The following is a 24,820-nucleotide window of genomic DNA, read 5'->3' on the forward strand; positions in this document are numbered from 1 at the left end:
AGATAACAGCATTGTTCGCCGTAGGCATTGGATAATTTAAGATGAGGTGCAGCATGAAAAAAATTGCGATTCTTGGGTCAACCGGTTCCATTGGAACCCAGACACTGGATGTAGTTGACATGCATCCAGAACTCTTTCAAGTGGAGGGACTGGCTGCCGGAAGCAATACAGACCTGCTGATCGAACAAACCAAACGTTATCGACCGAAGAAAGTATCGGTGGGGTCCAAAGAATTGGCGGAGAAGGTAGCTCCACATTTGCCTGCAGGAACGCAACTATTTTATGGCACAGAAGGACTCGTAGAAGTTGCGGCAGGAACTGATGCGCATACGGTTGTTACAGCCGTGGTGGGGAGTGTTGGATTGGAGTCAACGCTTGCTGCCATAGACGCAGGCAAACAGATCGGGCTGGCGAACAAGGAGACATTGGTTACGGCGGGGCATATTGTTACTACAAGAGCGGCTGCCAAAGGAGTCTCTTTGCTGCCCATCGATAGTGAGCACTCTGCGATATACCAATGCTTGAATGGTGAAAACAGAGAACGCTTGGCAGGCATTACGCTCACCGCTTCAGGTGGATCATTCCGTGATCTTACCCGTGAACAGTTGAAGAGCGTGACTATAGAGGATGCGCTTAAACATCCGAATTGGTCAATGGGGTCCAAAATTACGATAGACTCGGCAACGATGGTTAACAAGGGTCTCGAGGTCATTGAAGCACATTGGTTATTTGGTCTTCGATATGATCAGATTAATGTATTGCTTCACCCAGAGAGTGTTATTCATTCATATGTGGAATTTGATGACACTAGCATCATCGCACAACTGGGGAATCCGGATATGCGAGTTCCAATTCAATATGCACTGACTTATCCTGACCGCTTGCCATCACCAGCACAGCGTCTGTCTCTTGCTCAAGCTGGGAAATTACATTTCCGTGAGATGGATATGGAACGGTTCCCGTGTTTAAGAATGGCGTATGAGTGTGGTAAAATGGGAGGAACCGCAACGACGGCGTTTAATGCAGCCAACGAGGTTGCTGTAGCCCGTTTCTTGCGTAAAGAGATTTCATTCCTTAAAATAGAAGATATTATTGCTTCTGTGCTGGAAGCACACCACAATGTGGACGAGCCTGATCTGCAGGAGATCGCGCGTTGTGATCAGGAGAGCCGTAAGCTTGCGGCCAGTCTGTAATCTCTTTTTTCATAACAAATTGGAAGAAGTGATTCTCTTGTGCGGCATCAGAGAATAATGATAATCTAGAGGGACAGACTGCGGTATGTGCCGTGAAGGAGGATGGATAGGGATTGGAAACCATACAAGTGGTATTTCTAACGGTGCTCATGTTCTTTGTCATCGTGACGGTTCATGAATGGGGGCATTATTATTTTGCCAAACGCGCCGGTATTCTTGTACGGGAGTTTGCGATCGGTTTTGGTCCCAAATTGTTCTCATATAAAAGAAACGAGACCCAGTTTACATTGCGTTTGTTGCCTTTTGGTGGATATGCACGGATGGCAGGGGAAGATCCGGAACTGGTAGAGATCCAGGAAGGACAGACCATCGCGGTAAGATCAGCGGATGACCAGGTGAAGATGATCTATCTGGATCAGTTGGATAACCGTAAAAATGTAATACGTGGTGAAGTCATCTCCATTGATATGGAGAACGCCCTGAAGCTTCAACTGGATGTAGATGGTGAGATTCAGGAGTATCGTATTCATCCTCAAGCAATGTTGGTAAGTCGTGGCAAACAAACGCAGATTGCACCGAAAGATCGTCAATTCGGCAGCAAAACCGTTGGACAGCGTGCATTGGCTATTTTTGCGGGCCCACTCATGAACTTTATCTTGGCCTTTGTGCTGTTTGCTGTATATGCGCAGATGGCAGGAGTTCCGGTAGAAAACCCAAAAAATCTTGAAATTGGTGAAGTGCTTGAAGGTGGGGCAGCCGATCAGGCGAACCTGCAAAAAGGCGATATTATTGAGACGATCAATGGTACTGTTATTGGTACAGATTCACAAAAAATGGTGTCGATGATTGCCGATTCCAAAGACAAGCCGATGGAATGGACGCTGCGCCGGGGTTCGGATACGTTTAATATAACGATTACTCCACGTGCTGTAGAAGGACAAGAGGGCGGTAAAGTGGGAATTGTACCTACGTTACCAACCCGATCTGTTGGATTTGTAGAGACATTTAAAGTCTCGGGCGTGGCCATGGTTGATACAACCAAAGTGATATTTGAAGGTTTTAAACATCTGATCAATCAATTCAACATGGATGATATTGGTGGTCCAGTTCGTACATTTGAAGTGACAGGGCAAATTGCTAAACAAGGGATTGAGCAGTTAACGAGATGGGCAGCGATTTTGAGTCTGTACCTTGGGATTTTCAACCTGCTACCAATACCTGCACTGGACGGCAGTCGTCTGGTATTTTTGGGAATTGAAGCGCTGCGCGGCAGACCTGTTGATCCCAATCGTGAAGGCATGGTGCATTTCATCGGATTTGCAATGTTGTTTGTGTTGATGCTGGCAGTAACTTACAATGATATATTACGTTTAATTAACGGATAATTACGGTTGGACTACGCTCTGGACATTCAGAGATAGTCGTTATGGGAGGACGCTGGAGTCTTATGTCAAAGGAAAATGATAAACAGTTCGTGACTGAAATCACACCACAGGGTGAGGATTTCTCACGCTGGTACATTGATGTTATCAAAAAAGCTGATCTCATGGACTATGCACCCGTACGCGGTTGTATTGTGTTCAAACCAGATGGCTTTGAAATCTGGGAACATATTAAGGATGAGTTGGATCGTCGTTTCCGGGAAACGGGTCATCGCAATGCGTACTTCCCGATGTTCATTCCTGAGAGCTTCTTTCAAAAGGAAAAAGAGCACGTGGAAGGTTTTAACCCTGAATTACCATGGGTTACGGAAGCTGGCGGAGAGAAGCTGGAAGAACGTCTGGCAATCCGTCCTACATCCGAAACGATTATTGGTCACATGTATTCCAAGTGGATTCAGTCTTATCGGGATCTTCCCGTACTGATTAACCAGTGGGCTAACGTAGTTCGTTGGGAAAAAAGAACGTTGCCTTTCCTTCGCACAAGTGAGTTCTTGTGGCAGGAAGGTCATACTGCGCATGAGACGGAAGAAGAAGCACGTGAAGAAACGATGAAAATGCTTGAGATTTATCGTGAAGTGGTTGAGGAATATTTGGCTATTCCTGTAATTGTGGGTCAGAAAACCAAATCCGAGAAGTTTGCGGGTGCGGTGGATACTTACTCGATCGAAGCCATGATGAAGGATGGACGTGCAGTACAAGCAGGTACATCTCACTACATGGGGACGAACTTTGCAAAAGCATTTGAAATCCAGTATCTTAGCCGGAATAATGTGCTGGAGCTGGCTTACACTACTTCATGGGGAGTAAGCACACGTTTGATCGGTGCATTAATTATGGTTCACGGAGATGACCGTGGTCTCGTACTTCCTCCTAAAGTCGCACCAACACAAGTGGTCATGATTCCAATTGGACCTCCGAAAACGCGTGATGCTGTTGTTGGGCGTGCGGATGAGTTGTTCACTGAGTTGAAAAAAGCTGGAGTCCGTGTGAAAATGGATGATCGCAGCGATGTTCGCCCAGGTTGGAAATTCAATGAATACGAGATGCGCGGTGTTCCGATTCGTCTGGAGATTGGTCCGCGTGATATGGAAAATGGCGTTTGTGTACTCGTATCACGGATCACAGGTGAGAAGAAAGTGGTAGAACAAGCGAACCTGGTAGAAGAAATCCAGGCTATGCTGACACAGATTCAGGTAGATATGTTAGAGCGTGCTCGCACATTTATGTCGGATAACTTCTACTCCGTGGATACACTCGATGAGATGAAAGAACTGATGGAAAATAAACGCGGGTTTACACTGGCCGGATGGTGCGGTTCAGAAGCTTGCGAAGATAAAGTAAGAGAAGTTACAGGTGCAACAAGCCGGAACATTCCGTTCCAGCCTGCGGAAGAAAAGCATACGTGCCTGGCTTGTGGTGAACAGGCAGAACACACGGTTGTGTTTGCAAGAGCATACTAAGTCAGGATCGCTTGACTATATACATTGAACTAAACATTTACATGAGAACGTAGAGAACAGAAATAACCTGAAGAAGCGGAGCGTTCGCCTTTATCCCCGGATTTTCCCCTTTCTAAAAGGGAATCAAAAAATCTGGGGATAACAGTGATCGGAAGGTTGTTCTGTTATCGGAGTGGTAAGTGTAAATATCTTTTTGTTCAATGTATATAATGGCACGTACGGACTGTAAGAGTAATGAATGGAGAGCTTCTGTCGGATAAAATGAGTCGGTGCGAGTTCGGATCGGTGACATTTTTGAATGCAGGGGCTTTTCATGCTTTAAGGGGGTACAAGGAGGAACACGATGAGCGGATTCGAGGAGAAGAGAAAACGGTTTGAGTTGTTGATGAAACAGGCAGAGCTTCCGGCTGGTCTGTTAGAGCCCTATTTTTTGGATGGATGGATTGAACAAGTAGAGACCAATCGAAGTAATCGGGAATGGAATATTCTGATTGCGAAGGATACGTTGGTACCTGCTCCAATCTATCGCACATTTTGCCTGCATATTCAAGAGAAGATGAATCATATCGCCAAAATTTCATTTGGCTTCAAATATACGGACAAGGTACAAAATGGTGATATTGTCAGCGAATATTGGAATCTGTTTTTGGAGTGGGTTACCCGTGAGATTCCGTCTGTAAATGGCTGGATGAACCGTACAACCTTTGAATGTGAAGAGGATCTCCTACAACTGACAATGAGTGATGCAACGTCGATGGAATTGGCTCGTAAGAAACAGATTGATCAAGCTATTACAAAATTCTATGAAAAATACTTTCATCTACCTCTTCGCATCAAGATGCAAGTGGGCGAAGTGGGAAGTAATAAAGAGGCCATGGAACAGTTCCAGGCCCAAAAACGTGTAGAAGAACTTGAGGTCATCGAGAAGATGATGAGTGAAGTGGACACAGAAATCCCGGTGGATGAGGAGCAGGGTGATCTGCGTTTGCAGATGGGTTACGACATCAAGGAGCCAGCAGTACCCATGCAGGAAATCCAGGATGAAGAGAAGAAAGTCACGCTTCAAGGTACGGTATTTGGTCTGGATCGTAAAGAACTACGAAACGGAAATACGTTGTTTACCTTCTACCTGACTGACTTCACGGACTCCATGCAAATGAAGATGTTTGCCAAAACAAAAGAGGATGTTAAAATTCTCAGTTTGTTGGCTAACGGTAAATGGGTAAAAGTGCGGGGTCGTGTAGAGTATGACCGGTTTATGCAAATTCCTGAACTCGCGATGATTCCATCGGATCTGATTGAAGTTAAAGCACCGCCGTCTCGTAAAGATAATGCACCAGAGAAGCGGGTGGAGTTCCATTTGCACTCTACGATGAGTACGATGGATGCTGTAACTTCAATTGACAAATACGTGAAAATGGCAGCGGAGTGGGGACATAAGGCGATTGCTGTCAGTGATCATGGTGGGGTGCAGGTATATCCCGAGGCTTCCAAGGCTGCTAAGAAAAACGGGATTAAAATGATCTACGGCCTTGAGGCGAATGTTGTGAATGACTCTGTTGCCGTTGTAATGGCTCCTCAGCCATTGGATCTGCAAACAGCGACATACATCGTATTTGATATCGAGACCACAGGTCTGTCGGTAACGCAGAACAAAATTATTGAGATTGCTGCCGTGAAGATGCAAGATGGTAAAGAAATTGACCGGTTTGCAACGTTTGTGAATCCGCATGAACGCATTCCCTACAACATTCAGCAGTTGACCAATATTAATGATGACATGGTAAAAGACGCACCTGAGCTGGAGCCTGTTATCCGTGATTTTGTGCAGTTTGCTGGTGATGGTGTGCTTGTTGCGCATAATGCACGTTTTGACATGGGCTTTATCCAGGCTTCCCTGAAGCAAATTGGATTGCCAGAGCTTCCTAACCCGGTCCTTGACACATTGGAACTGGCGAGATTGTTATTTCCCAAAAATAAGAACCACCGTCTGAATACGATGGCGGATAAATATAAGGTTGGACTCGAAAGCCATCACCGTGCCATTGATGATACGGTTGCACTCGCGGGTATACTGATCGGATTATTAAATGATGCTGCCCAGATGAAAGGTTTGACGAGGCTTGATCGCTTGAATGATTATGTAGGTGTCGACTTGTCGAATACAAGACCTTTCCATTGTGGAATCTATGCATTGAATGATGTCGGTAAGAAAAATCTATATAAGCTGGTATCTCTCTCTCATACGGAACATTTCAAGCGGGTACCGTGCATTCCCAAATCGAAACTGATTAATCTGCGTGAAGGCCTTGTTGTTATATCAGGCTGTGAAAAAGGTGAATTTTTCGAAGCGGTGCTTAACAAATCGCTCGAAGAAGCGGAAGAGATCGCTGAGTTCTATGACATACTGGAGATCCAACCACTTACAATGTATATGCATTTGGTGGATAAAGGGTTGGTGGCTACACCCGAAGAAATCAAAACAGCGATCCGTAAAGTCATTGATATAGGTGCAAAACTTAATAAACCGGTCATAGCCACAGGTAACGTGCACTATTTGGAACCGCGTGACAAGTTATATCGGGATATCACCATTCACGGAATTACAGGATTTAGTCCACTGAAAGATCAGCGTAAACCGGATGCACATTTTAGAACGACAGAGGAAATGCTGGAAGAGTTCCAGTTCCTGGGCCAAGATAAAGCTTACGAAGTCGTTGTTACAAATACGGTGGAGTTGTCTGATCGATTTGAGGAAATTAAGTTATTCCCGGACAAACTGTTTACTCCGATTCTGGAAGGTGCAGACGAAGAAATCCGTAATACCTGTTATAACACTGCCAAGTCCATCTATGGCGAGGAATTACCGGAAGTAATCGTGGCACGACTAGAGAAAGAGCTCATTCCAATTATTAAATACGGTTTTTCTGCCAACTATCTGATCTCGGAACGCTTGGTTAAAAAATCGAATCAGGATGGTTATCTCGTAGGTTCACGGGGATCGGTAGGCTCCTCTGTTGTTGCTACATTCCTGGGTATATCCGAGGTTAATCCACTACCTGCTCATTATATTTGTGTGAATTCAGAATGCAAACACAGCGAGTGGTTCCTGGACGGCAGTGTTCGGAGTGGATTTGACCTTCCGGAGAAAGAGTGTCCTGATTGTGGTGGAACACTTAAAGGAGAAGGCCAGGATATTCCGTTTGAGACCTTCCTTGGATTCAAAGGAGATAAAGTTCCCGATATTGACTTGAACTTCTCTGGTGATTATCAGCCTCATGCTCATAACTATACGAAAGTACTATTTAGTGAGAAGAGTGTTTTCCGTGCGGGGACCATTGGTACGGTGGCTGAGAAAACAGCATTTGGTTTTGCCAAGAAATATGAGGAAGAACATCACAAGAAATGGCGCGGAGCTGAATTGAATCGTTTGGCTTCGGGATGTACAGGGGTAAAACGGAGCACTGGACAGCACCCTGGCGGTATTGTCGTTGTACCTGATTATATTGAGGTCGAAGACGTTACACCTGTTCAGTTCCCAGCTGATGACGTTAATGCGGAGTGGAAAACAACACACTTTGATTATCATGCTTTTGAAGAAAACTTGCTGAAACTTGATATTCTGGGGCACGATGATCCGACTATGATGCGGATGTTACAGGATTTGACAGGAGTCGATCCAACGACCATTCCGATGAATGATCCCAAAGTCATGAGCATGTTTAACTCAACCGAAGCTCTGGGTGTTACACCAGAACAGATTAGGTCGCCAGTCGCGACGTTTGGTGTGCCAGAGATGGGCACGAAGTTTGTACGTCAGATGCTTGTTGAATCCCAGCCGACGTCTTTTGCCGATTTACTGCAAATTTCCGGATTGTCCCATGGTACTGGGGTATGGCTCGGTAACGCTCAGGATCTAATTAAGAACGGAACGTGTAACATTAAGACAGTAATTGGTTGTCGGGATGATATCATGTTGTTCCTGATCTATAAAACGGGAATGGACGCAAGTCTTGCCTTTAAGATTACCGAGAGTGTTCGTAAGGGACGGGGTCTGCCACAGGAATGGATTGACGAGATGAAGAATTGTAAAGTGCCTCAATGGTACATTGATTCGTGTCTGAAAATCCAGTACATGTTCCCGAAGGCTCACGCGGCCGCTTATGTTATTTCAGCAGTACGTACGGCGTTCTTCAAGCTTTATCATCCGATTGAATATTACGCAACTTACTTTACCGTTCGGGCGGATGAGATTGATATCGAATTGATGTGTCAGGGATATGACGCGATCTATCGCAAAATTACGGAAATTGAGCAATTAGGTTTCCAGGCACCTCCGAAAGAGAAAAACATGTTACCTGTTCTGGAAATGGGTCTGGAAATGGCAGCGCGCGGATTCTCGCTGAAATCCATTGACTTATACCGTTCGGAAGCGACAAAGTTTATCGTTGACGGAAAATCACTAATTCCTCCATTTTCGGCGTTGGCAGGAATCGGGGATAATGCTGCTCGCAATATTGCTGCAGCAAGAGATCATGGCGAGTTTCTATCGGTTGAGGACTTCCAGCAGAAGTCGAAAGCAAGTAAGACCATTGTTGAACTCCTGTCGAATATGGGATGTTTCCGTGGCTTGCCAGAAAGCAATCAGCTTTCCCTTTTCTAGGATTGAATTTGGATCTAAACAGAGCGATTGTTGGAGGAACGTAATTTTTCCTTCATTAGTAAGTAAACTGCCTGAACCATCGCTTACTTGTCACTATTACCAGACTATGTTATAATTTTTGAAGTGAACGAGATAGTACGAATTTCTAAAGAGTGGGGAAACCCACTCTTTAGTCTTTGGTATACAAGAATCTTGGGTATTGAATAATCTGCCAGTGCTTTTTTGCTGGTGTAACCTAAGTTGGAGGTTATTGGTTTTGAGCACAACGAACATTAAATCTACCGTGGAAGAAATGATCCAACCCTACTTGAACGAACAAGGCTTCGAGCTGGTTGACATCGAATACGTCAAAGAAGGCAGCAACTGGTTTTTACGGGTGTATGTCGACAAAGAGGGTGGCATCGACATCGACGATTGCGTCTTGATCAGCGAAAAGCTGAGCGCCAAGCTGGATGAGAACGATCCGATTCCAACCATCTATTTCCTTGAAGTGTCTTCTCCCGGTGCGGAGCGTCCACTGAAAAAACCTGAGGACGTTACCAAATCTGTAGGCAAAAATGTTTTTGTTACAACCTACGAGCCGGTGAACGGATTGAAGGAATTTGAAGGCAAGCTGCTTTCCTTTGATGACGGGGAACTCGTGATCGAAGCAGGCAAAAAACAGCATGCCATTTCTTATGATAAGGTTGCCAGTGCGCGCCTAGCTATTTTGTTTTAAGTGCCTTGTTCACTTTATTAATGAAAAAGACACATCTCACGATAACGGCAAGGTGCTCATGAGTTCAGAGCCTTTCGCCGTTTTACGTATGAGATGCCATGTTTGAAAGGGGGATCAACATTCATGAGTATGGATTTTATTGAAGCAATGAATGAATTGGAACGGGAAAAAGGGATCAGCAAGGATGTGCTGTTTGAAGCGATCGAGGCTGCACTAATTTCCAGCTACAAGCGGAATTTCAACACGGCCCAGAATGTGCGTGTTGACATGAACCGTAATACGGGAGTTATTCGGGTGTATGCCCGTAAATTGATCGTGGAAGAAGTCCTGGATTCACGTACCGAAATTTCATTGCCTGCTGCACGAGAAATCAACCCACACTTCCAGCTGGAAGATATTGCGGAGATTGAAGTTACGCCGCGTGATTTCGGACGTATCGCGGCACAAACTGCCAAACAGGTAGTGACCCAGCGGATTCGTGAAGCCGAACGCGGCCTGATCTACAACGCTTTCGTAGATAAGGAAGAAGATATCGTTACGGGAGTGGTGCAGCGTCAGGATTTGCGCAATATCTACATCGATCTGGGCAAAATCGAAGCGGCTTTACCGCTGACCGAATTGATGCCGAACGAGAAGTTTGTTCATGGTGACCGTATTAAGGCGTATATCACCAAGGTCGAGAATACGACCAAAGGGCCGCAAATCATTTTGTCCCGTACTCATCCGGGCCTCTTGAAACGTCTCTTTGAACTGGAAGTGCCTGAGATCTTTGACGGTGTAGTTGAAATTCGCTCCGTCGCTCGCGAAGCAGGGTTCCGCTCCAAGATTGCCGTACATTCCCGCAACGAGGAAGTTGATCCAGTTGGATCTTGTGTAGGTCCTAAGGGAATGCGCGTGCAGACCATTGTGGGTGAGCTGCGCGGTGAAAAAATCGACATCGTTCGTTTCTCCGATCAGGTAGACGAATATGTTGCTAATGCACTGAGTCCTTCCAAAGTATTGGAAGTTCATGTATTTGAGGAAGAAAAGATGGCTCGGGTTATCGTTCCGGACTATCAACTTTCGCTCGCAATTGGTATCAAAGGCCAAAATGCCAGATTGGCAGCCAAATTAACCGGCTGGAAAATCGACATTAAGAGCGAGAGCCAGGCGGAACAGGAATTCGGCAGAGAAAAAGATTCTTCTTCTGAAATGCATCAGGATTCCGTCTCCGTCGACTAAAGTAAAGTACGGGGGGCGCTGACGTATGAAACCAAAAAAAGTGCCGCTGCGCAAATGTGTGGCATGCCAGGAAATGATGCCCAAAAAGCAGCTGATTCGCATTGTTAAAACGCCAGAGGATGAAGTGCTGATCGATTTGACTGGCAAAAAATCCGGACGTGGTGCCTATTTATGCGGCAAAGAGTCTTGTTTTAAGCTCGCACTCAAAAACCGGGCTTTGGATCGGGCGTTAAAAGGCAAAGTCTCACCTGAAATTTACGAGCAATTAGCAGCTGACTTCATCGCGGTTGAGGATGAATTCAAAGCAGCACAGGAGCGTGAACATGACTAATATTAAAACGCTGTCTTATCTGGGACTCTCTATGCGTGCAGGTAAACTTGTAACAGGTGAAGAAATTGTACTTAAAGCGATCCGTTCTTCCGAAGCTAAAATGGTTATTGTTGCGGGTGACGCCTCAGCCAATACACAAAAGAAATTTCGCGATAAATGCGGAACTTATAAGGTTCCTCTGTTAATCGGATTTGACCGGGATAGTCTGGGTTCAAGTATCGGTAAAGACACGCGTGTTGTTCTTGCAGTAACGGATCGAGGGTTTGCAAAAATGATCTCCAAGCAAGTCGGTATAATGTCGGAGGTGGAGTATATTGAGTAAACAGGAAAACAAGGATAAATTGCGAGTTTATGAATATGCGAAGTCCCTTAATATGAGTAGTAAAGAAATTATAACCATTCTTAAAAAGCTGGAAATTCCCGTAAACAATCATATGAGTGTCATGGAGAATGGTTCAGTCGGTAAGGTGGAACAATTTTTTAAAGATATAAAATCCACTGCTGCTTCGAAACAAGGCAACGATGCAAAACCTGTTGCTACTTCGGCAGTGCGCAGTGACAAACCAGTGGACAGCAACAAGCCGGCCGGCGGAGTGAACACGCCGAAGAGCAGTAACCCATCCGGTAGTCCCGTACAAACAAAAATACAACAGGAAAAGCAGGTAGGTATGAACAATAGACCAAATTCCAACAATAACAATGGCACCCAAAGACCCAGCGGCCAAGACAGCCGCAACAGAACGAACTCTTCCCAAGGCACAAGCCAAGGAGGACAATCAACTAACCGTCCAAGACCAGCTCAAGGTGGACAAAGCAGTACTGCATCCCGTCCGCAAGGAACGGGTCAACGTCCGAATAACAGCGGTGGCGGTCAAGTAAGAACTTCAGGCCCTAACAGCGGTGGTAATACAGGTACTGCTGGCAACCGTAGCGGTGGCCAAGGTCAGAGCCAAGGACAAGGCCAACGCAGAAGCGGACCAGGTGGTACTACTGGCAGCAACAACAATAGTGGTAATCGTTCGAACAGCGGTGGACGTCGTTATGATGACAACCGTGGCGGCAACTTCCGTGGTAACCGTGGTGGCAAGAACAACCGCAACAGAAATCAACAACAGTACCAACAACGTGAGAAAATTGATAACACACCTAAGAAAATCATCGTTCGTGGTGATATGACCGTTGGTGAAACAGCGAAGTTGCTCCATAAGGATGCTTCCGAAGTTATCAAAAAGCTCATCGCTATGGGCGTTATGGCAACAATCAACCAAGAGCTTGATATCGAAACGATCCTTCTGCTTTCAGGTGAATTCGGTGTTGAGGTTGAAGTGAAGATTGTGCTTGAAGATGACCGTTTCGAAACACTGGAAGAGAATGATGATGCTGCTGACTTGCAAGCTCGTCCTCCAGTAGTTACAATCATGGGTCACGTTGACCATGGTAAAACAACTTTGCTGGATGCCATTCGTTCCACGAATGTAACAGGCGGCGAAGCAGGCGGAATCACGCAACATATTGGTGCATACCAAGTCGAAATCAACAACAAAAAAATTACGTTCCTGGATACTCCGGGTCATGAAGCGTTTACAGCAATGCGTGCACGTGGAGCACAGGTTACGGATATTACAATTATTGTCGTAGCTGCCGATGACGGTGTTATGCCACAAACAGTTGAGGCAATTAACCATGCCAAAGCTGCGGGGCTTCCAATTATCGTGGCTGTCAACAAAATTGACAAACCGGGCGCTGATCCGGATAAAGTAAAACAAGAATTGACTAACTATGAACTCGTTCCGGAAGAGTGGGGCGGAGATACCATCTTTGTTAACGTATCAGCGAAACAAAGAATGGGTCTGGAAGGTCTGCTTGAAATGATTCTGCTCGTTGCAGAAGTGAACGAATACAAAGCGAACCCGGACAAACGTGCCCGTGGTACAGTGATTGAAGCCGAGCTGGATAAAGGACGTGGCCCAGTTGCACGTATCCTCGTACAGCACGGTACATTGAAAGTCGGCGATGCTTTCGTAGCAGGTAACTGCTTCGGTCGTGTCCGTGCGATGGTCAATGACAAAGGTCGTCGTCTGAAAGAGGCTGGACCTTCAACACCTGTAGAAATCACAGGTTTGACTGAAGTTCCAGGTGCGGGAGATCCATTCATGGTGTTTGAAGATGAGCGCAAAGCGCGTTCCATCGCTGACAAACGTGCGATTACGCAACGTGAATCCGATCTGGGTACACATACTCGCGTAACGTTGGATGATCTGTTCCAGCACATCAAAGATGGCGAGATCAAAGATCTGAACGTAATCATCAAAGGTGACGTACAAGGTTCGGTTGAAGCATTGAAAGGTTCCCTTGCGAAGATCGAAGTTGAAGGTGTACGCGTGAAAATCATTCATAGCGGCGCTGGTGCAATCACTGAGTCCGACATCATTTTGGCAGCAGCATCCAATGCCATCGTGATTGGTTTCAACGTTCGTCCTGATAACCAGGCGAAAGCAACTGCAGATCAAGAGCAAGTAGACATTCGTCTGCATCGCGTAATCTACAGTGTTATCGAAGAAATTGAACAAGCGATGAAAGGTATGCTTGATCCGATCTACAAAGAAAAAGTTATCGGTCATGCTGAAGTTCGGAGCACGTTCTCCATCAGTAAAGTGGGCACCATCGCTGGTTGTATGGTTACCTCGGGTAAAATTACGCGTTCTGCGGAAGCACGCCTGATTCGTGATGGCATTGTCCTTTACGAAGGTAAGCTGGATTCCCTGAAACGTTATAAAGATGATGCCAAAGAAGTAGCACAAGGTTACGAGTGCGGTATCACACTGGATAAATATAATGATCTCAAAGAAGGCGACGTTATAGAAGCTTTCATTATGGAGACAGTACAACGATAAGCAAGGAAGCATGAGGTGAACAACGATGGCTAAGATTCGCACAGGTAGAGTGGGCGAGCAGATCAAGAAAGAAATCAGTCTGCTCATCCAGTCTGAACTGAAAGATCCACGTATCGGCTTTATTACGGTAACGGGAGTCGAAGTGACAGGAGACTTGTCGCAAGCCAAAGTTTATCTGAGTGTCTTCGGTGAACAGGAACAAAAAGATAACACGCTCAAAGCTCTGGCAAAAGCAAATGGATTTTTGCGTTCCGAGCTGGGTAAACGTATCCGGTTCCGGCATGTTCCCGAATTGATATTTAAGATTGATGAATCCATCGCTTATGGCAGCCGAATTGAGAAGCTGCTTGGCGATATTGGTTCCGACAAGAACGAATCCCAGTAACAGAATAGAGGAGACGGCAATGCACACTTATGAACAGGCGCTCCAGGCGGGAAAGCAATTTCTGCTGGAGCATGATGATTACCTGGTCGTGTCGCATGTACAGCCGGACGGTGACGCAGTCAGCTCGACGGTAACGGTGGGCTGGCTGCTGTCATGTCTGGGTAAGACATTCACGATGATTAATGAAGGCGAAATCCCCGGGCGCATGCAATTTTTGTGGGAAGCAGGCAACATTGTGAACATGACCGAACAACCACCGCAGCGAAAATACAAAGCTGTTATCTGTGTGGATTGTGCAGACTTTGCCAGAGTAGGTTTGACACGTCATTATTTCGAAGACGATGCTGTTATTTTGAATATTGATCATCACCCTACAAATGACGGTTATGGTACAGTCAACATCATTAAGTCAGATGCTGCTGCAACGGCTGAAATTTTGTTCGATTTTCTTAACCTGTTCCAAGTAACATGGGATAAAGATGTTGCGACGGCAGTTTATACAGGATTGCTTACGGATACAGGTGGCTTCCGCTATGCCAACACTAGCCCAAATGTAATGACAACGGCCTCCAGACTGCTTGAACACGGCGTGGATGGACCCTATCTCGCCCAGACATTGTTGGAGCAGGTGACTCTTCCGCAAGTTCGGATTTTGAATCAGGCACTATCAAGCCTGCAGATGACAGATGATGGAAAGATAGCCTGGGTTGTTATTACACCAGATGATATGGTGGCTTGTGGGGCAGCTAATGAAGATCTTGAAGGGGTAGTGAACTATCCGCGCAACATTCAGGGAGTGGAAGTTGGTATCTTTTTCAAAGTCATCAACGAGAATGCAGTCAAGGTTTCTTTGCGTTCAGCAGGTAAGATTGATGTTGCTGCACTAGCACAGACCTTTGGCGGAGGCGGGCATGTGCTCGCAGCCGGATGTCGTCTGGAAGGCAAACTTGATGATATTGTCGCAAAAGTACTGAAGCAGGTGAATTCACAATGGTAAAGCCATTTGAAGGTGTACTTCCGGTATATAAACCGGCGGGATTTACTTCTCATGATGTTGTAGCCAAAATGCGTCGCATTCTCAAAATGAAGCGCATTGGGCATACGGGCACACTTGACCCACAAGTTACAGGCGTTCTGCCGCTCTGTCTTGGACGGGCGACACGTGTGGTGGAGTACATGCAGGAGCTTCCGAAGGAATATCTTGCTACGCTCAGATTGGGACTCTCTACTGACACAGAGGATATGACAGGGGAAGTCATTGAGCGGGCTGAAACGACTGTGGAAGTAACACAGGAACAGGTTCAACAGGTGCTTGAACAGTTTCTGGGCACGATCTCTCAGGTACCACCCATGTATTCTGCGGTAAAGGTAGACGGTAAACGTCTTTATGAACTTGCTCGTGAAGGTAAGACGGTAGAGCGTAAGAGCCGTGAGGTCACAATCTATGAGCTCGAACTTACAGGGATTGAGACTCAGGGTGAGACCACCGATATATCCTTCCGGGCCTTGTGTTCAAAAGGTACCTATATTCGGACATTGTGTGTAGACATTGGCCGGCAACTCGGATATCCATCGACCATGGTTCAACTGGAGCGTACGATATCGGCAGGTATCTCTGCAGATCGTTGTCTTCGTATTGAAGAAGTGGAACAACTTATGGCTGACGGGACTTTGGCGGAGGCGCTGATTCCTGTTGACGAGGCTATTGCTTCAATTCCGGCCCACAAGGTTGGAGAAGAACAGGCCAAAGGAGCACTTCAAGGTCAGAAACTGTCTGCACGTCTTCTGGAACCGCCTGTAGAGCAACCTGGTTTATTGCGGTTGTATGCTCAGGATGGTACGTTTCTGGGGATATTTGAACGGGATGAACTAAAACCAACGGTGAGGGCAGTTAAAGTCTTTTTGCCGGAATAAAGAGGTCTCGGGCTTAGAGTTGTGGTGATGCTCAAGCTTGGCCTATCTAGTGAAATGCAGGTGAATGATTGTGAAAACCGTAATGCTAACCTATCCGCAGACGTTACATTCGACTGAGCTGAGCACACTGCCCCAAGTGCTTGCGATTGGTCAATTCGACGGACTGCATCTCGGACATGCAAGTGTCATTTTATCAGCTGTCCGCATTGCGCGGGAAACGGGCATGCAGGCAGCGGTCATGACCTTTCATCCACATCCGAAGGAAGTTATGCGCAAAGGGGATTACGAGGGTTATTTAACTCCCTTGAGAGATAAAGAAGACATCTTGGCAGGAATGGGCGTTGATGTACTGTATGTGGTGGAGTTCAATGAAGATTTCTCACGGTTGACGCCGCAACAATTTGTACACGACTTGTTGATTCCTCTTCAGACACGAACAGCGGTGGTGGGTTTTGACTTCCGTTTTGGTCACAAGGGTGCAGGAGATGAACAACTTCTTCGTACTTTGGGAGAAGGAGAGATGACGGTGGAAACCGTTCCTCCTTTCTTGTTAAATGGTGAAAAAGTGAGCAGTTCTCTCATTCGTGGCCTGTTGAAGCGTGGGGAGATGGATGAGGCCAGTCAGTGGCTTGGCCGACCTTACAGCATCAGAGGAACCGTCATTCACGGGGAGAAGCGTGGACGAACGATTGGATTTCCTACAGCCAACCTTGAACTCACGGATCATTACGTTACCCCGTCGAAGGGGGTTTACGCTGTTCGTGTGCAGTATGGCGAACAGGAACTGCATGGCGTAATGAATCTCGGTGTGAAACCTACGTTTCACGAAAGCGGGATGAAACCTACGTTTGAAGTGCACCTGCTTGATTTTGATGGACACTTGTATGACCAGGAACTAAAGGTTGAGCTCGTTCACTATATTCGTGCAGAACGAAAGTTTGACTCCATTGATGCATTGATTAGCCAGATTCGTGAAGATGCATTAACTGCCGGCCGCCTGTTATCTTAAAGGTTCTGGATTAAATGCATGTTTACATTTACTTTAACTAGGCAATTATGATATACTGTACTACGTTGTCGATTGAGACAACATTAACCTTGGCTTGGTTGCTTGCTCTCACCGGCGGTGACGAGGCTAATGGCGATTATATTGAAGGAGGTGAACAGGATGGCATTGACTCAAGAACGTAAACAACAACTGATCGACGAGCACAAAACTCACGAGTCCGATACAGGATCTCCAGAGGTGCAAGTTGCTATCCTTACGGAAAACATCAGAAGTTTGACAGACCACTTGCGTACGCATAAGAAAGACCACCACTCACGTCGTGGACTTTTGAAAATGGTAGGTCAACGTCGTAAGCTTTTGGCTTACGTGAAAAACAAAGATGTTAAACGTTACAGCGCACTGATCGAAAAACTCGGATTGCGTCGTTAATTATCGTACATGTTTTCAAAACCAACCTGGCTGTTATCCGTCATTCTTTTGTCTAAAAGGACAAGCGGAACTTACAGCCGGGTTGTTTTGTAGATGAACATGTTGCCATATATTTGTAGATGGGGCTCCGTGAGGAGCTTTTGTTGTGCAGATTAGCATGTTGCAAGATCTTACATAGCTAATGAATGCAGGACAAGCAGGAAATACTGTGAATATGCAGAATCCATTGAGTTAGGACGAATAAAAGGAGGAATTTCATGGAACAGCGTGTTGAAATGCAGCTTGGCGGAAGAAAGCTTACGTTTGAAACCGGGCGTTTGGCCAAGCAGGCTAATGCTGCCGTTAAGGTAACATACGGGGATACCGTGGTATTGTGTACCGTGACAGCATCAAGTGAGCCGAAAGATTTGGACTTTTTCCCATTAACGGTGAACTATGAAGAAAGATTGTACGCCGTAGGTAAAATTCCGGGTGGATTTATTAAACGTGAAGGCAGACCGAGTGAGAAAGCTATTCTTTCAAGCCGTCTGACAGACCGTCCAATTCGTCCATTGTTCCCGGAAGGTTTCCGGAATGATGTACAAGTTCTGAATATCGTTATGAGTGTGGACCAGGATTGCGAACCGCAAATCGCTGCAATGATTGGTACATCAGCAGCATTGAGCATTTCGGATGTCCCATTCAGCGGACCGATTGGTGGCGTGAAAGTTGGACGTATTGATGGCGAGTTCATCATTAACCCAACGATTGCACAGCTTGAAATCAGTGAACTTGAGTTGGTGGTTGCAGGAACCAAAGATGCCATCATGATGGTTGAGGCTGAAGCTAATGAATTACCGGAAGAAGTAATGCTTGAAGCAATCATGTTTGGACATGACGAGATCAAGAACATTGTGGCGGTAATCGAACAACTCGTGCAAGTTGCTGGTAAAGAAAAAATGGCTGTTAAGTTACATGCCGTTAATGCTGAAGTCAACAGCAGTGTGCGTGATTTCGCAAGTGCTCGTCTGGTTGAAGCCGTTAAAATTGCCGAGAAGCATGCTCGTCAAGATGCAATCGATCTAGTGAATGACGAAACGGTTGCTCACTTCGAAGAGAAATATATTGAAAGTCCTGAATTGCTCAAAGACGTGAAGGAAGTCTTGCACGATATCGTTAAAGAAGAAGTGCGCCGTCTGATCACGCATGATAAAGTTCGTCCGGACGGACGTGGACTTGCTGAGATTCGTCCAATTGAATGTGATACTTCCCTGCTGCCACGTACGCACGGTTCAGGTTTGTTCACACGTGGACAAACACAAGCACTTAGCATTTGTACCCTTGGTGCACTGGGCGACGTTCAGATTTTGGATGGAATCAGCCTTGAAGAAACGAAACGTTTCATGCATCACTATAATTTCCCACCATTCAGCGTAGGTGAAGCTCGTCCATTACGTGCTCCAGGCCGTCGCGAAATCGGACATGGTGCTCTGGGAGAGCGTGCGCTTTCCAAAGTCATCCCTTCCGAAACAGACTTCCCATACACGATTCGTCTCGTATCTGAAGTTCTGGAATCCAACGGTTCAACTTCCCAGGCAAGTATCTGTGCCAGCACACTAGCTATGATGGATGCAGGTGTCCCAATCAAAGCTCCAGTTGCGGGTGTAGCTATGGGTCTGATCAAAGATGGAGATCATGTATCCATTCTGAGTGATATTCAAGGTATGGAAGATCACCTCGGTGATATGGACTTCAAAGTAGCCGGAACACCTGAAGGTGTAACCGCGATTCAAATGGACATCAAAATTGATGGTATTGATCGTCAAATTTTGTCTGAAGCATTGGCTCAAGCCAAAGAAGGTCGTTTGCATATCTTGAGCAAAATGACTGAAGTGATGAATACTCCACGTGAGCAGTTATCACAATATGCCCCTAAAATTACAACGATGCATATCAATCCGGACAAAATCCGTGATGTGATCGGTGCAGGTGGTAAAATTATCAATAAAATCATCGAAGAAACCGGTGTTAAAATTGATATTGAACAGGATGGACGTGTCTTTATCGCTTCTTCCAACCAGGAGATGAATGATAAAGCCAAAGCGATCATCGAAGGTATTGTGCGCGAAGTATTGGTCGGCGAGATTTATGTCGGCAAAGTAAAACGCGTAGAGAAATTCGGTGCATTCGTTGAAGTACTTCCGAACAAAGAAGGTCTGGTACACATCTCGCAACTGTCAACTGAACGTGTTGCCAAAGTGGAAGATGTTGTAGCTATCGGTGATTCCATTACGGTAAAAGTAACGGAAATTGACCCACAAGGTCGAATCAACTTGTCCCGTAAAGCAGTTTTGACTGCTGAAGCTCCGGCTCAATCCTAGGATACCGAAGCGACAAGTTATAAATGGATAGATTGAATGAAGAGACAGAATGTGAATTTCTGGCTCTTTTTTTAACGTTTAAATACGTAAAGCAAGGATGAGACCATGGTTTAGCATTCATAATTTTGCCCTTGTCCTCATATGATGGGGACAAAGACGGCGGGAGGATGGAGCTGTGGGAAACCAATCCAAAAAGCTGGCGGCTGTTCTGGCGGGTGTGACTGCGGTCATATTGATCGGACAAGTTGGCAGTGTACGTACATACATTACGGAGATCCGTGATGGGCCAGGTACGCAAAATGCTTTTGACATGTTTAAGGAGGCAACTGGAGAAGATGCGCTGTTGTCTGCGATTCGGGATAAAGCGGCTGAAACGAAAATTGCTCCGGTGAATGCCAGAGTGGATCGGGTATGGAAAGCGATTCCTGGTTATAATGGCATGGAGATTGATGTGGAAGCGACATACCGTAAAGCGCTGAGTGGAACGTTAAATACCAAAATAGCGTATGTCTACCGTCAGATTGAGCCGGAGATTCAGCTTAAAGATTTGGGAGCACATCCGATCTATCGGGGGAATGCGAACAAACCGATGGTTTCTTTTATGATTAATGTCGCCTGGGGGAACGAATATATTAAACCGATGCTGGATACGCTGGATGCCGAGAAAGTGAAGGCTACTTTTTTTCTGGATGGAAGTTGGTTAAGCAAAAACGTTGAACTGGCCAAAGAAATTCAGAAGCGTGGGCATGAGATGTCCAATCATGCATATTCTCACCCTAATATGAGTCGATTGAGCGCAGAACGGGCTAAGCTGGAAATTAGCAAAACCCAGGATCTGCTCCATAAAACACTGGGTGTAGAGAATCGTTGGTTTGCTCCGCCTTCCGGTGACTTTAATCAGAAGACCGTTGACATTGCTTCATCCATGGGACTGCAAACCGTGTTATGGACAGTAGATACTGTGGATTGGCGTAAGCCAAGCCCGGATGCCGTTGTTGCCAAAATTGCTAAAAATACCGAGGCAGGCACGTTAATTCTAATGCACCCTACTGCTTCTTCTTCGGGAGCTTTAAAGGGCATGATTCAATCCATTCGGGCCAAAGGTCTCGTGCTCGGAACGGTAAGTGAGACGCTGTCTTCGGAACGTGTAAATACCTCTGCGGTTGAGTGAACGTTGTTTTTTTGTTAATATCAAACAGTTGGAACCAAATGTCGATTTCAATTTCAAGGTTGAGATCAAGGCAATTATAGAGATGTAGGAGGGCCAACCATGAAAAAAATTCAGCTGGGCAATGGCCTCAGAGTTGTCATGGAACAGATACCGACCTGCCGTTCTGTGTCTTTCGGAATATGGGTCAAGACAGGTTCGCGCAATGAGCAACCTGCAAGTAACGGAGTATCACATTTTATTGAACACATGTTATTCAAGGGAACAGATCGTTATGATGCCAAGGCGATTGCGGAGCAGTTCGATGCGATTGGTGGTAACGTGAATGCATTCACTTCCAAAGAATACACGTGTTATTATGCTAAAGTGTTGGATGAACATTTGCCGATTGCGGTTGATGTATTGTCTGATATGTTTTTCCGCTCCAAAATGGATGATAGTGAATTGATCAAGGAGAAAAATGTCATTCTGGAAGAAATCTCGATGTATGAAGATACGCCTGATGATATGGTTCATGATCTGATGGCCTTGGCCGCCTATGGTGAGCATCCACTCGCATACCCAATCCTGGGTACGGAAGAACGTCTCAAAGCGATGGATTCCAGTCATCTGCGTGCATATATGAAGGAGCACTACACGATTGAGAACACGGTCATTAGTATCGCGGGTAATATTGATGACAGTGTAATCGATCTGATGGAGAAACATTTTGGTGCTTTTGATGTAAATGGAGTAACGGAAGCAGTCACGATGCCAGCCTTCCAAAGCGGACAGCTCTTTCACAAAAAGAAAACGGAACAGAATCATATCTGTATCTCGTTCCCGGGCTGTAAAATCGGAGATCCGCTGCAATTCGCTATGGTTGTTCTGAACAACGCCATTGGTGGAGGCATGAGCTCCAGACTGTTCCAGGAAATTCGTGAGAAACGGGGTCTTGCGTACTCCGTGTATTCCTATCATAGCTCTCATGCGGACAGTGGACTTTTCACGATATACGCGGGTACAGCACCAAAACAGACCAAAGAAGTGCTCGATCTGACCAAAGAGGTTCTGCGCGACCTGGCTGTAAACGGCTTGTCCGAAGATGAACTTCGTAAAGGAAAAGAACAGCTGAAAGGTAGCTTGATTCTGAGCTTGGAAAGCACAGGCAGTCGCATGAATCGTCTGGGTAAAAACGAGCTCATGCTGGGCAGACACCATACGCTGGATGAGATGATCACCAAAATTGAGCAAGTTACCATGGACGATATTAATGCGGTACTTGATCTGATGTTTGCTGAACCTTTTGCACTTGCTATGGTTGGCGCTTCAGATAAAACGATCGCTGGATTGAGAAGGGATGATTTTGTTGCATTACGTTCAAATACAGAAACTGCCGGGCAATGAAGATATTAAACTGCCTCAAAAAATGTCGGAGCTGGCATCCGGCTTTGATGTAGTAGCTGCACTTCAGGAAGACGTTGTTTTGCAGCCGGGTCAGCGTACGCTGATTCCTACCGGACTTGCGATGGCAATGCCAGCTGGATTGGAAGCACAGATCCGTCCTCGGAGCGGACTGGCTTTCAAACATGGAATTACCTGCCTCAACACACCGGGTACCATTGATGCGGACTATCGCGGAGAAGTTAAAGTTCTGTTGATTAATCTGGGTCAGGAACCGTTCACGATTGTACGGGGAGAGCGCATCGCACAGATCGTCTTCCAGACCGTGCCTGCGGTTGAATTGACGGAAGTGAATGAGCTTTCGGAAACGGTACGCGGTGAAGGCGGATTCGGTCATACCGGGAAATAATCATCGTAAATATACCCATTCTTTAGAGTCGTCCCTACAGGGGCGGCTCTTTTTTACATTCGAGAAACGGACGGTGGAATGCAATTATTGTTTTCACCCCGCTGTGGGCCCCTGCATACGATAAGGCATACATGTGGTGAAAGGAGTGACGTCCCGATGCTGACCGGAGTCCGGATTGTAGTCCTGGGCGGAGATGCGCGGCAGCTTGAAGTCATTCAAAAGTGCGCTGAGCTGGATGCAACGGTAAGTGTGGTGGGTTTCGATAAAATAGAGCGTTCCATTTCAGGGATCGAGCACCAGGAACTGGAGGACGAAGTGTTTGCTTCCGCAGATGTACTGGTACTGCCTGTCGTCGGTTGCGATGACCAGGGAAAAGTAAGTACTTCATTCAGTGACACACCGATCTATTTGAAAAAGGAACATATTGCAGCATTACCGGAGCATTGTATTGTGTTCACAGGCATGGCAAAGCCGTTCTTGCGCGAACTTTGTCTTGAAAATGGGCTGCGACTTGTTGAAGTACTTGATCGTGATGATATTGCACTTTATAACTCTATTCCAACAGCTGAGGGAGCCATCGCCATAGCTATTCGGGAGACGGACTTCACAATCCATGGTTCGGAATGCATTGTGCTTGGCATTGGTCGAACAGGATTCACAATGGCCAAAACACTGCAGGGACTTGGAGCAAATGTACGGGTGGGAATCAGGCGGGAAGAGGATGCTGCCCGCGCTACAATAATGGGCTGGAAGCCTTTCATGACAACGGATTTGGCCGCTCAGACCGGGGAAGTTGACTTGCTTTTTAATACGATACCGACTATGATAATCACAGCACAAATCCTGTCCAGAATGCCGCAAAAGGCTGTCATTATCGACCTCGCATCCGCTCCTGGCGGCTGTGATTTCAGGTATGCCGACAAACGCGGTATCAAAGCGCTACTTGCGCCTGGCCTCCCCGGCATTGTTGCTCCCAAAACGGCTGGCGGCATTATTGCCGACGCGTTGATCCGTTTGCTTTTGGAAGAACAGAACGCACGGGAGGTTAAATCATGAACTGGCAGGGAAAAACGGTAGGTTATGCAATTACGGGTTCTCATTGTACGTTTGAAGAGGTTATGCCGGTAATTAGCCGCTTCGTAGCTGAAGGTGCCAACGTCATTCCGATTATTTCGAATTCGGTTCTGACGACAGATACACGCTTCGGTACGGCGCAGAATTGGCAAAAACAGTTGAAAGATATAACAGGTAATGATATCATTTCTACAATTGTTGAAGCGGAGCCATTAGGGCCTTCCAAGCTGCTTGATGTGCTGGTTATTGCTCCATGCACAGGAAATACAACAAGCAAGCTGGCTAATGCGATGACCGACAGTCCAGTGCTAATGGCAGCCAAAGCGCAAATGCGCAATCAGCGTCCGCTTGTGCTCGCGATTTCCACGAATGACGGTCTGGGCTTGAATGCTGCGAATATCGCCAAATTGCTCGTGGCCAAATACTTGTATTTTGTGCCATTTGGGCAGGACGATCCAGTGAAAAAACCAAACTCGTTAGTCGCCAAAATGGAATTGATTCCAGAGGCTTGCTGGAGTGCTCTTGAGGGCAAACAGTTGCAGCCGATGATTGTGGAGCGTTCTTCACAGGCTTGATGGAACAATGATTCGGTGACAACGTTTATGCGCTTGGAGAAATGAAGAAGGGTTCGAGAGACAAAGAAAATCATGGGGGACGATATGCTGGATTGAACAGCTACTCTGTCCACGTTCCTGTCTATAAGGCATTCCTGCTTGCGGGCAGTACAGGTTAAGCAAGCGGGAGAGGTCTATTGTGAATGTATGCGT

General features: G+C 46.2%; 20 protein-coding genes. All 20 read left to right on the top strand.

Going from position 1 to position 24,820, the window contains the following annotated elements; genetic code table 11:
- Positions 1–53: 53 nt before the first annotated feature.
- The 20 genes from V6669_RS11510 to V6669_RS11605 all read left to right on the top strand — a co-directional run bounded on the left by V6669_RS11510 (position 54) and on the right by V6669_RS11605 (position 24,628).
- Complete coding sequence (locus tag V6669_RS11510; RefSeq protein ID WP_338593834.1) at positions 54–1,193, top strand: 1-deoxy-D-xylulose-5-phosphate reductoisomerase; 1,140 nt, start codon at positions 54–56, stop codon at positions 1,191–1,193.
- Positions 1,194–1,306: 113 nt separating this feature from the next.
- Positions 1,307–2,578: an RIP metalloprotease RseP gene (gene rseP, locus V6669_RS11515; protein WP_091031857.1), complete on the top strand. Its 1,272-nt coding sequence runs from the start codon at positions 1,307–1,309 to the stop codon at positions 2,576–2,578.
- 62 nt (positions 2,579–2,640) lie between these two features.
- Positions 2,641–4,095 (top strand): proline--tRNA ligase, encoded by a 1,455-nt coding sequence (gene proS, locus V6669_RS11520; RefSeq protein WP_091031854.1) that lies wholly within the window; start codon positions 2,641–2,643, stop codon positions 4,093–4,095.
- 343 nt (positions 4,096–4,438) lie between these two features.
- Positions 4,439–8,758, top strand: a complete 4,320-nt coding sequence (locus tag V6669_RS11525) for a PolC-type DNA polymerase III (RefSeq protein WP_338593836.1) — start codon at positions 4,439–4,441, stop codon at positions 8,756–8,758.
- 256 nt (positions 8,759–9,014) lie between these two features.
- Entirely contained in the window at positions 9,015–9,476 is a 462-nt protein-coding gene (rimP, locus tag V6669_RS11530; protein ID WP_091017262.1) for a ribosome maturation factor RimP, read from the top strand.
- Between the two features lie 123 nt (positions 9,477–9,599).
- The gene (nusA, locus tag V6669_RS11535) at positions 9,600–10,697 is read left to right on the top strand and encodes a transcription termination factor NusA (RefSeq protein WP_062833827.1); all 1,098 of its coding nucleotides are present in this window, start codon (positions 9,600–9,602) and stop codon (positions 10,695–10,697) included.
- Positions 10,698–10,722: 25 nt separating this feature from the next.
- Positions 10,723–11,028 carry a YlxR family protein gene (locus V6669_RS11540; protein ID WP_017689143.1) on the top strand — a complete coding sequence of 102 codons (306 nt, stop codon included), beginning with the start codon at positions 10,723–10,725 and terminating at the stop codon, positions 11,026–11,028.
- The gene (locus V6669_RS11545; protein ID WP_017689142.1) at positions 11,021–11,350 is read left to right on the top strand and encodes a ribosomal L7Ae/L30e/S12e/Gadd45 family protein; all 330 of its coding nucleotides are present in this window, start codon (positions 11,021–11,023) and stop codon (positions 11,348–11,350) included. The genes V6669_RS11540 and V6669_RS11545 overlap by 8 nt, the downstream gene beginning before the upstream one ends.
- Positions 11,343–13,922 (top strand): translation initiation factor IF-2, encoded by a 2,580-nt coding sequence (gene infB / locus V6669_RS11550; protein ID WP_338593838.1) that lies wholly within the window; start codon positions 11,343–11,345, stop codon positions 13,920–13,922. Before V6669_RS11545 ends, infB begins: the two co-directional genes overlap by 8 nt.
- A gap of 25 nt (positions 13,923–13,947) precedes the next feature.
- Positions 13,948–14,307 carry a 30S ribosome-binding factor RbfA gene (gene rbfA / locus V6669_RS11555; RefSeq protein ID WP_017689140.1) on the top strand — a complete coding sequence of 120 codons (360 nt, stop codon included), beginning with the start codon at positions 13,948–13,950 and terminating at the stop codon, positions 14,305–14,307.
- A gap of 19 nt (positions 14,308–14,326) precedes the next feature.
- Entirely contained in the window at positions 14,327–15,304 is a 978-nt protein-coding gene (locus tag V6669_RS11560) for a bifunctional oligoribonuclease/PAP phosphatase NrnA (RefSeq protein WP_091031847.1), read from the top strand.
- Entirely contained in the window at positions 15,298–16,221 is a 924-nt protein-coding gene (truB, locus tag V6669_RS11565; RefSeq protein ID WP_076318528.1) for a tRNA pseudouridine(55) synthase TruB, read from the top strand. The genes V6669_RS11560 and truB overlap by 7 nt, the downstream gene beginning before the upstream one ends.
- 82 nt (positions 16,222–16,303) lie before the next feature.
- Positions 16,304–17,230 (top strand): bifunctional riboflavin kinase/FAD synthetase, encoded by a 927-nt coding sequence (locus tag V6669_RS11570; protein ID WP_091017762.1) that lies wholly within the window; start codon positions 16,304–16,306, stop codon positions 17,228–17,230.
- A gap of 159 nt (positions 17,231–17,389) precedes the next feature.
- A complete protein-coding gene (gene rpsO, locus V6669_RS11575) occupies positions 17,390–17,659 on the top strand; it encodes a 30S ribosomal protein S15 (RefSeq protein ID WP_056700672.1) in 270 nt (89 codons plus the stop codon).
- A gap of 257 nt (positions 17,660–17,916) precedes the next feature.
- The gene (pnp, locus tag V6669_RS11580) at positions 17,917–20,019 is read left to right on the top strand and encodes a polyribonucleotide nucleotidyltransferase (protein ID WP_249911080.1); all 2,103 of its coding nucleotides are present in this window, start codon (positions 17,917–17,919) and stop codon (positions 20,017–20,019) included.
- A gap of 175 nt (positions 20,020–20,194) precedes the next feature.
- On the top strand, positions 20,195–21,190 hold the full coding sequence (locus V6669_RS11585) for a polysaccharide deacetylase family protein (RefSeq protein ID WP_338593841.1): 996 nt from the start codon (positions 20,195–20,197) through the stop codon (positions 21,188–21,190).
- Between the two features lie 99 nt (positions 21,191–21,289).
- Entirely contained in the window at positions 21,290–22,573 is a 1,284-nt protein-coding gene (locus V6669_RS11590) for a pitrilysin family protein (RefSeq protein WP_338593842.1), read from the top strand.
- Positions 22,533–22,979 carry a dUTP diphosphatase gene (gene dut, locus V6669_RS11595; protein ID WP_017689132.1) on the top strand — a complete coding sequence of 149 codons (447 nt, stop codon included), beginning with the start codon at positions 22,533–22,535 and terminating at the stop codon, positions 22,977–22,979. The genes V6669_RS11590 and dut overlap by 41 nt, the downstream gene beginning before the upstream one ends.
- Positions 22,980–23,135: 156 nt before the next feature.
- Positions 23,136–24,035: a dipicolinate synthase subunit DpsA gene (gene dpsA, locus V6669_RS11600; RefSeq protein WP_338593844.1), complete on the top strand. Its 900-nt coding sequence runs from the start codon at positions 23,136–23,138 to the stop codon at positions 24,033–24,035.
- Positions 24,032–24,628 carry a dipicolinate synthase subunit B gene (locus tag V6669_RS11605; protein ID WP_062833836.1) on the top strand — a complete coding sequence of 199 codons (597 nt, stop codon included), beginning with the start codon at positions 24,032–24,034 and terminating at the stop codon, positions 24,626–24,628. Before dpsA ends, V6669_RS11605 begins: the two co-directional genes overlap by 4 nt.
- The last annotated feature ends 192 nt before the right edge of the window (positions 24,629–24,820 follow it).

Origin of the sequence: Paenibacillus sp. Y5S-9, assembly GCF_036894235.1 — a bacterium.
Taxonomy (GTDB): domain Bacteria; phylum Bacillota; class Bacilli; order Paenibacillales; family Paenibacillaceae; genus Paenibacillus.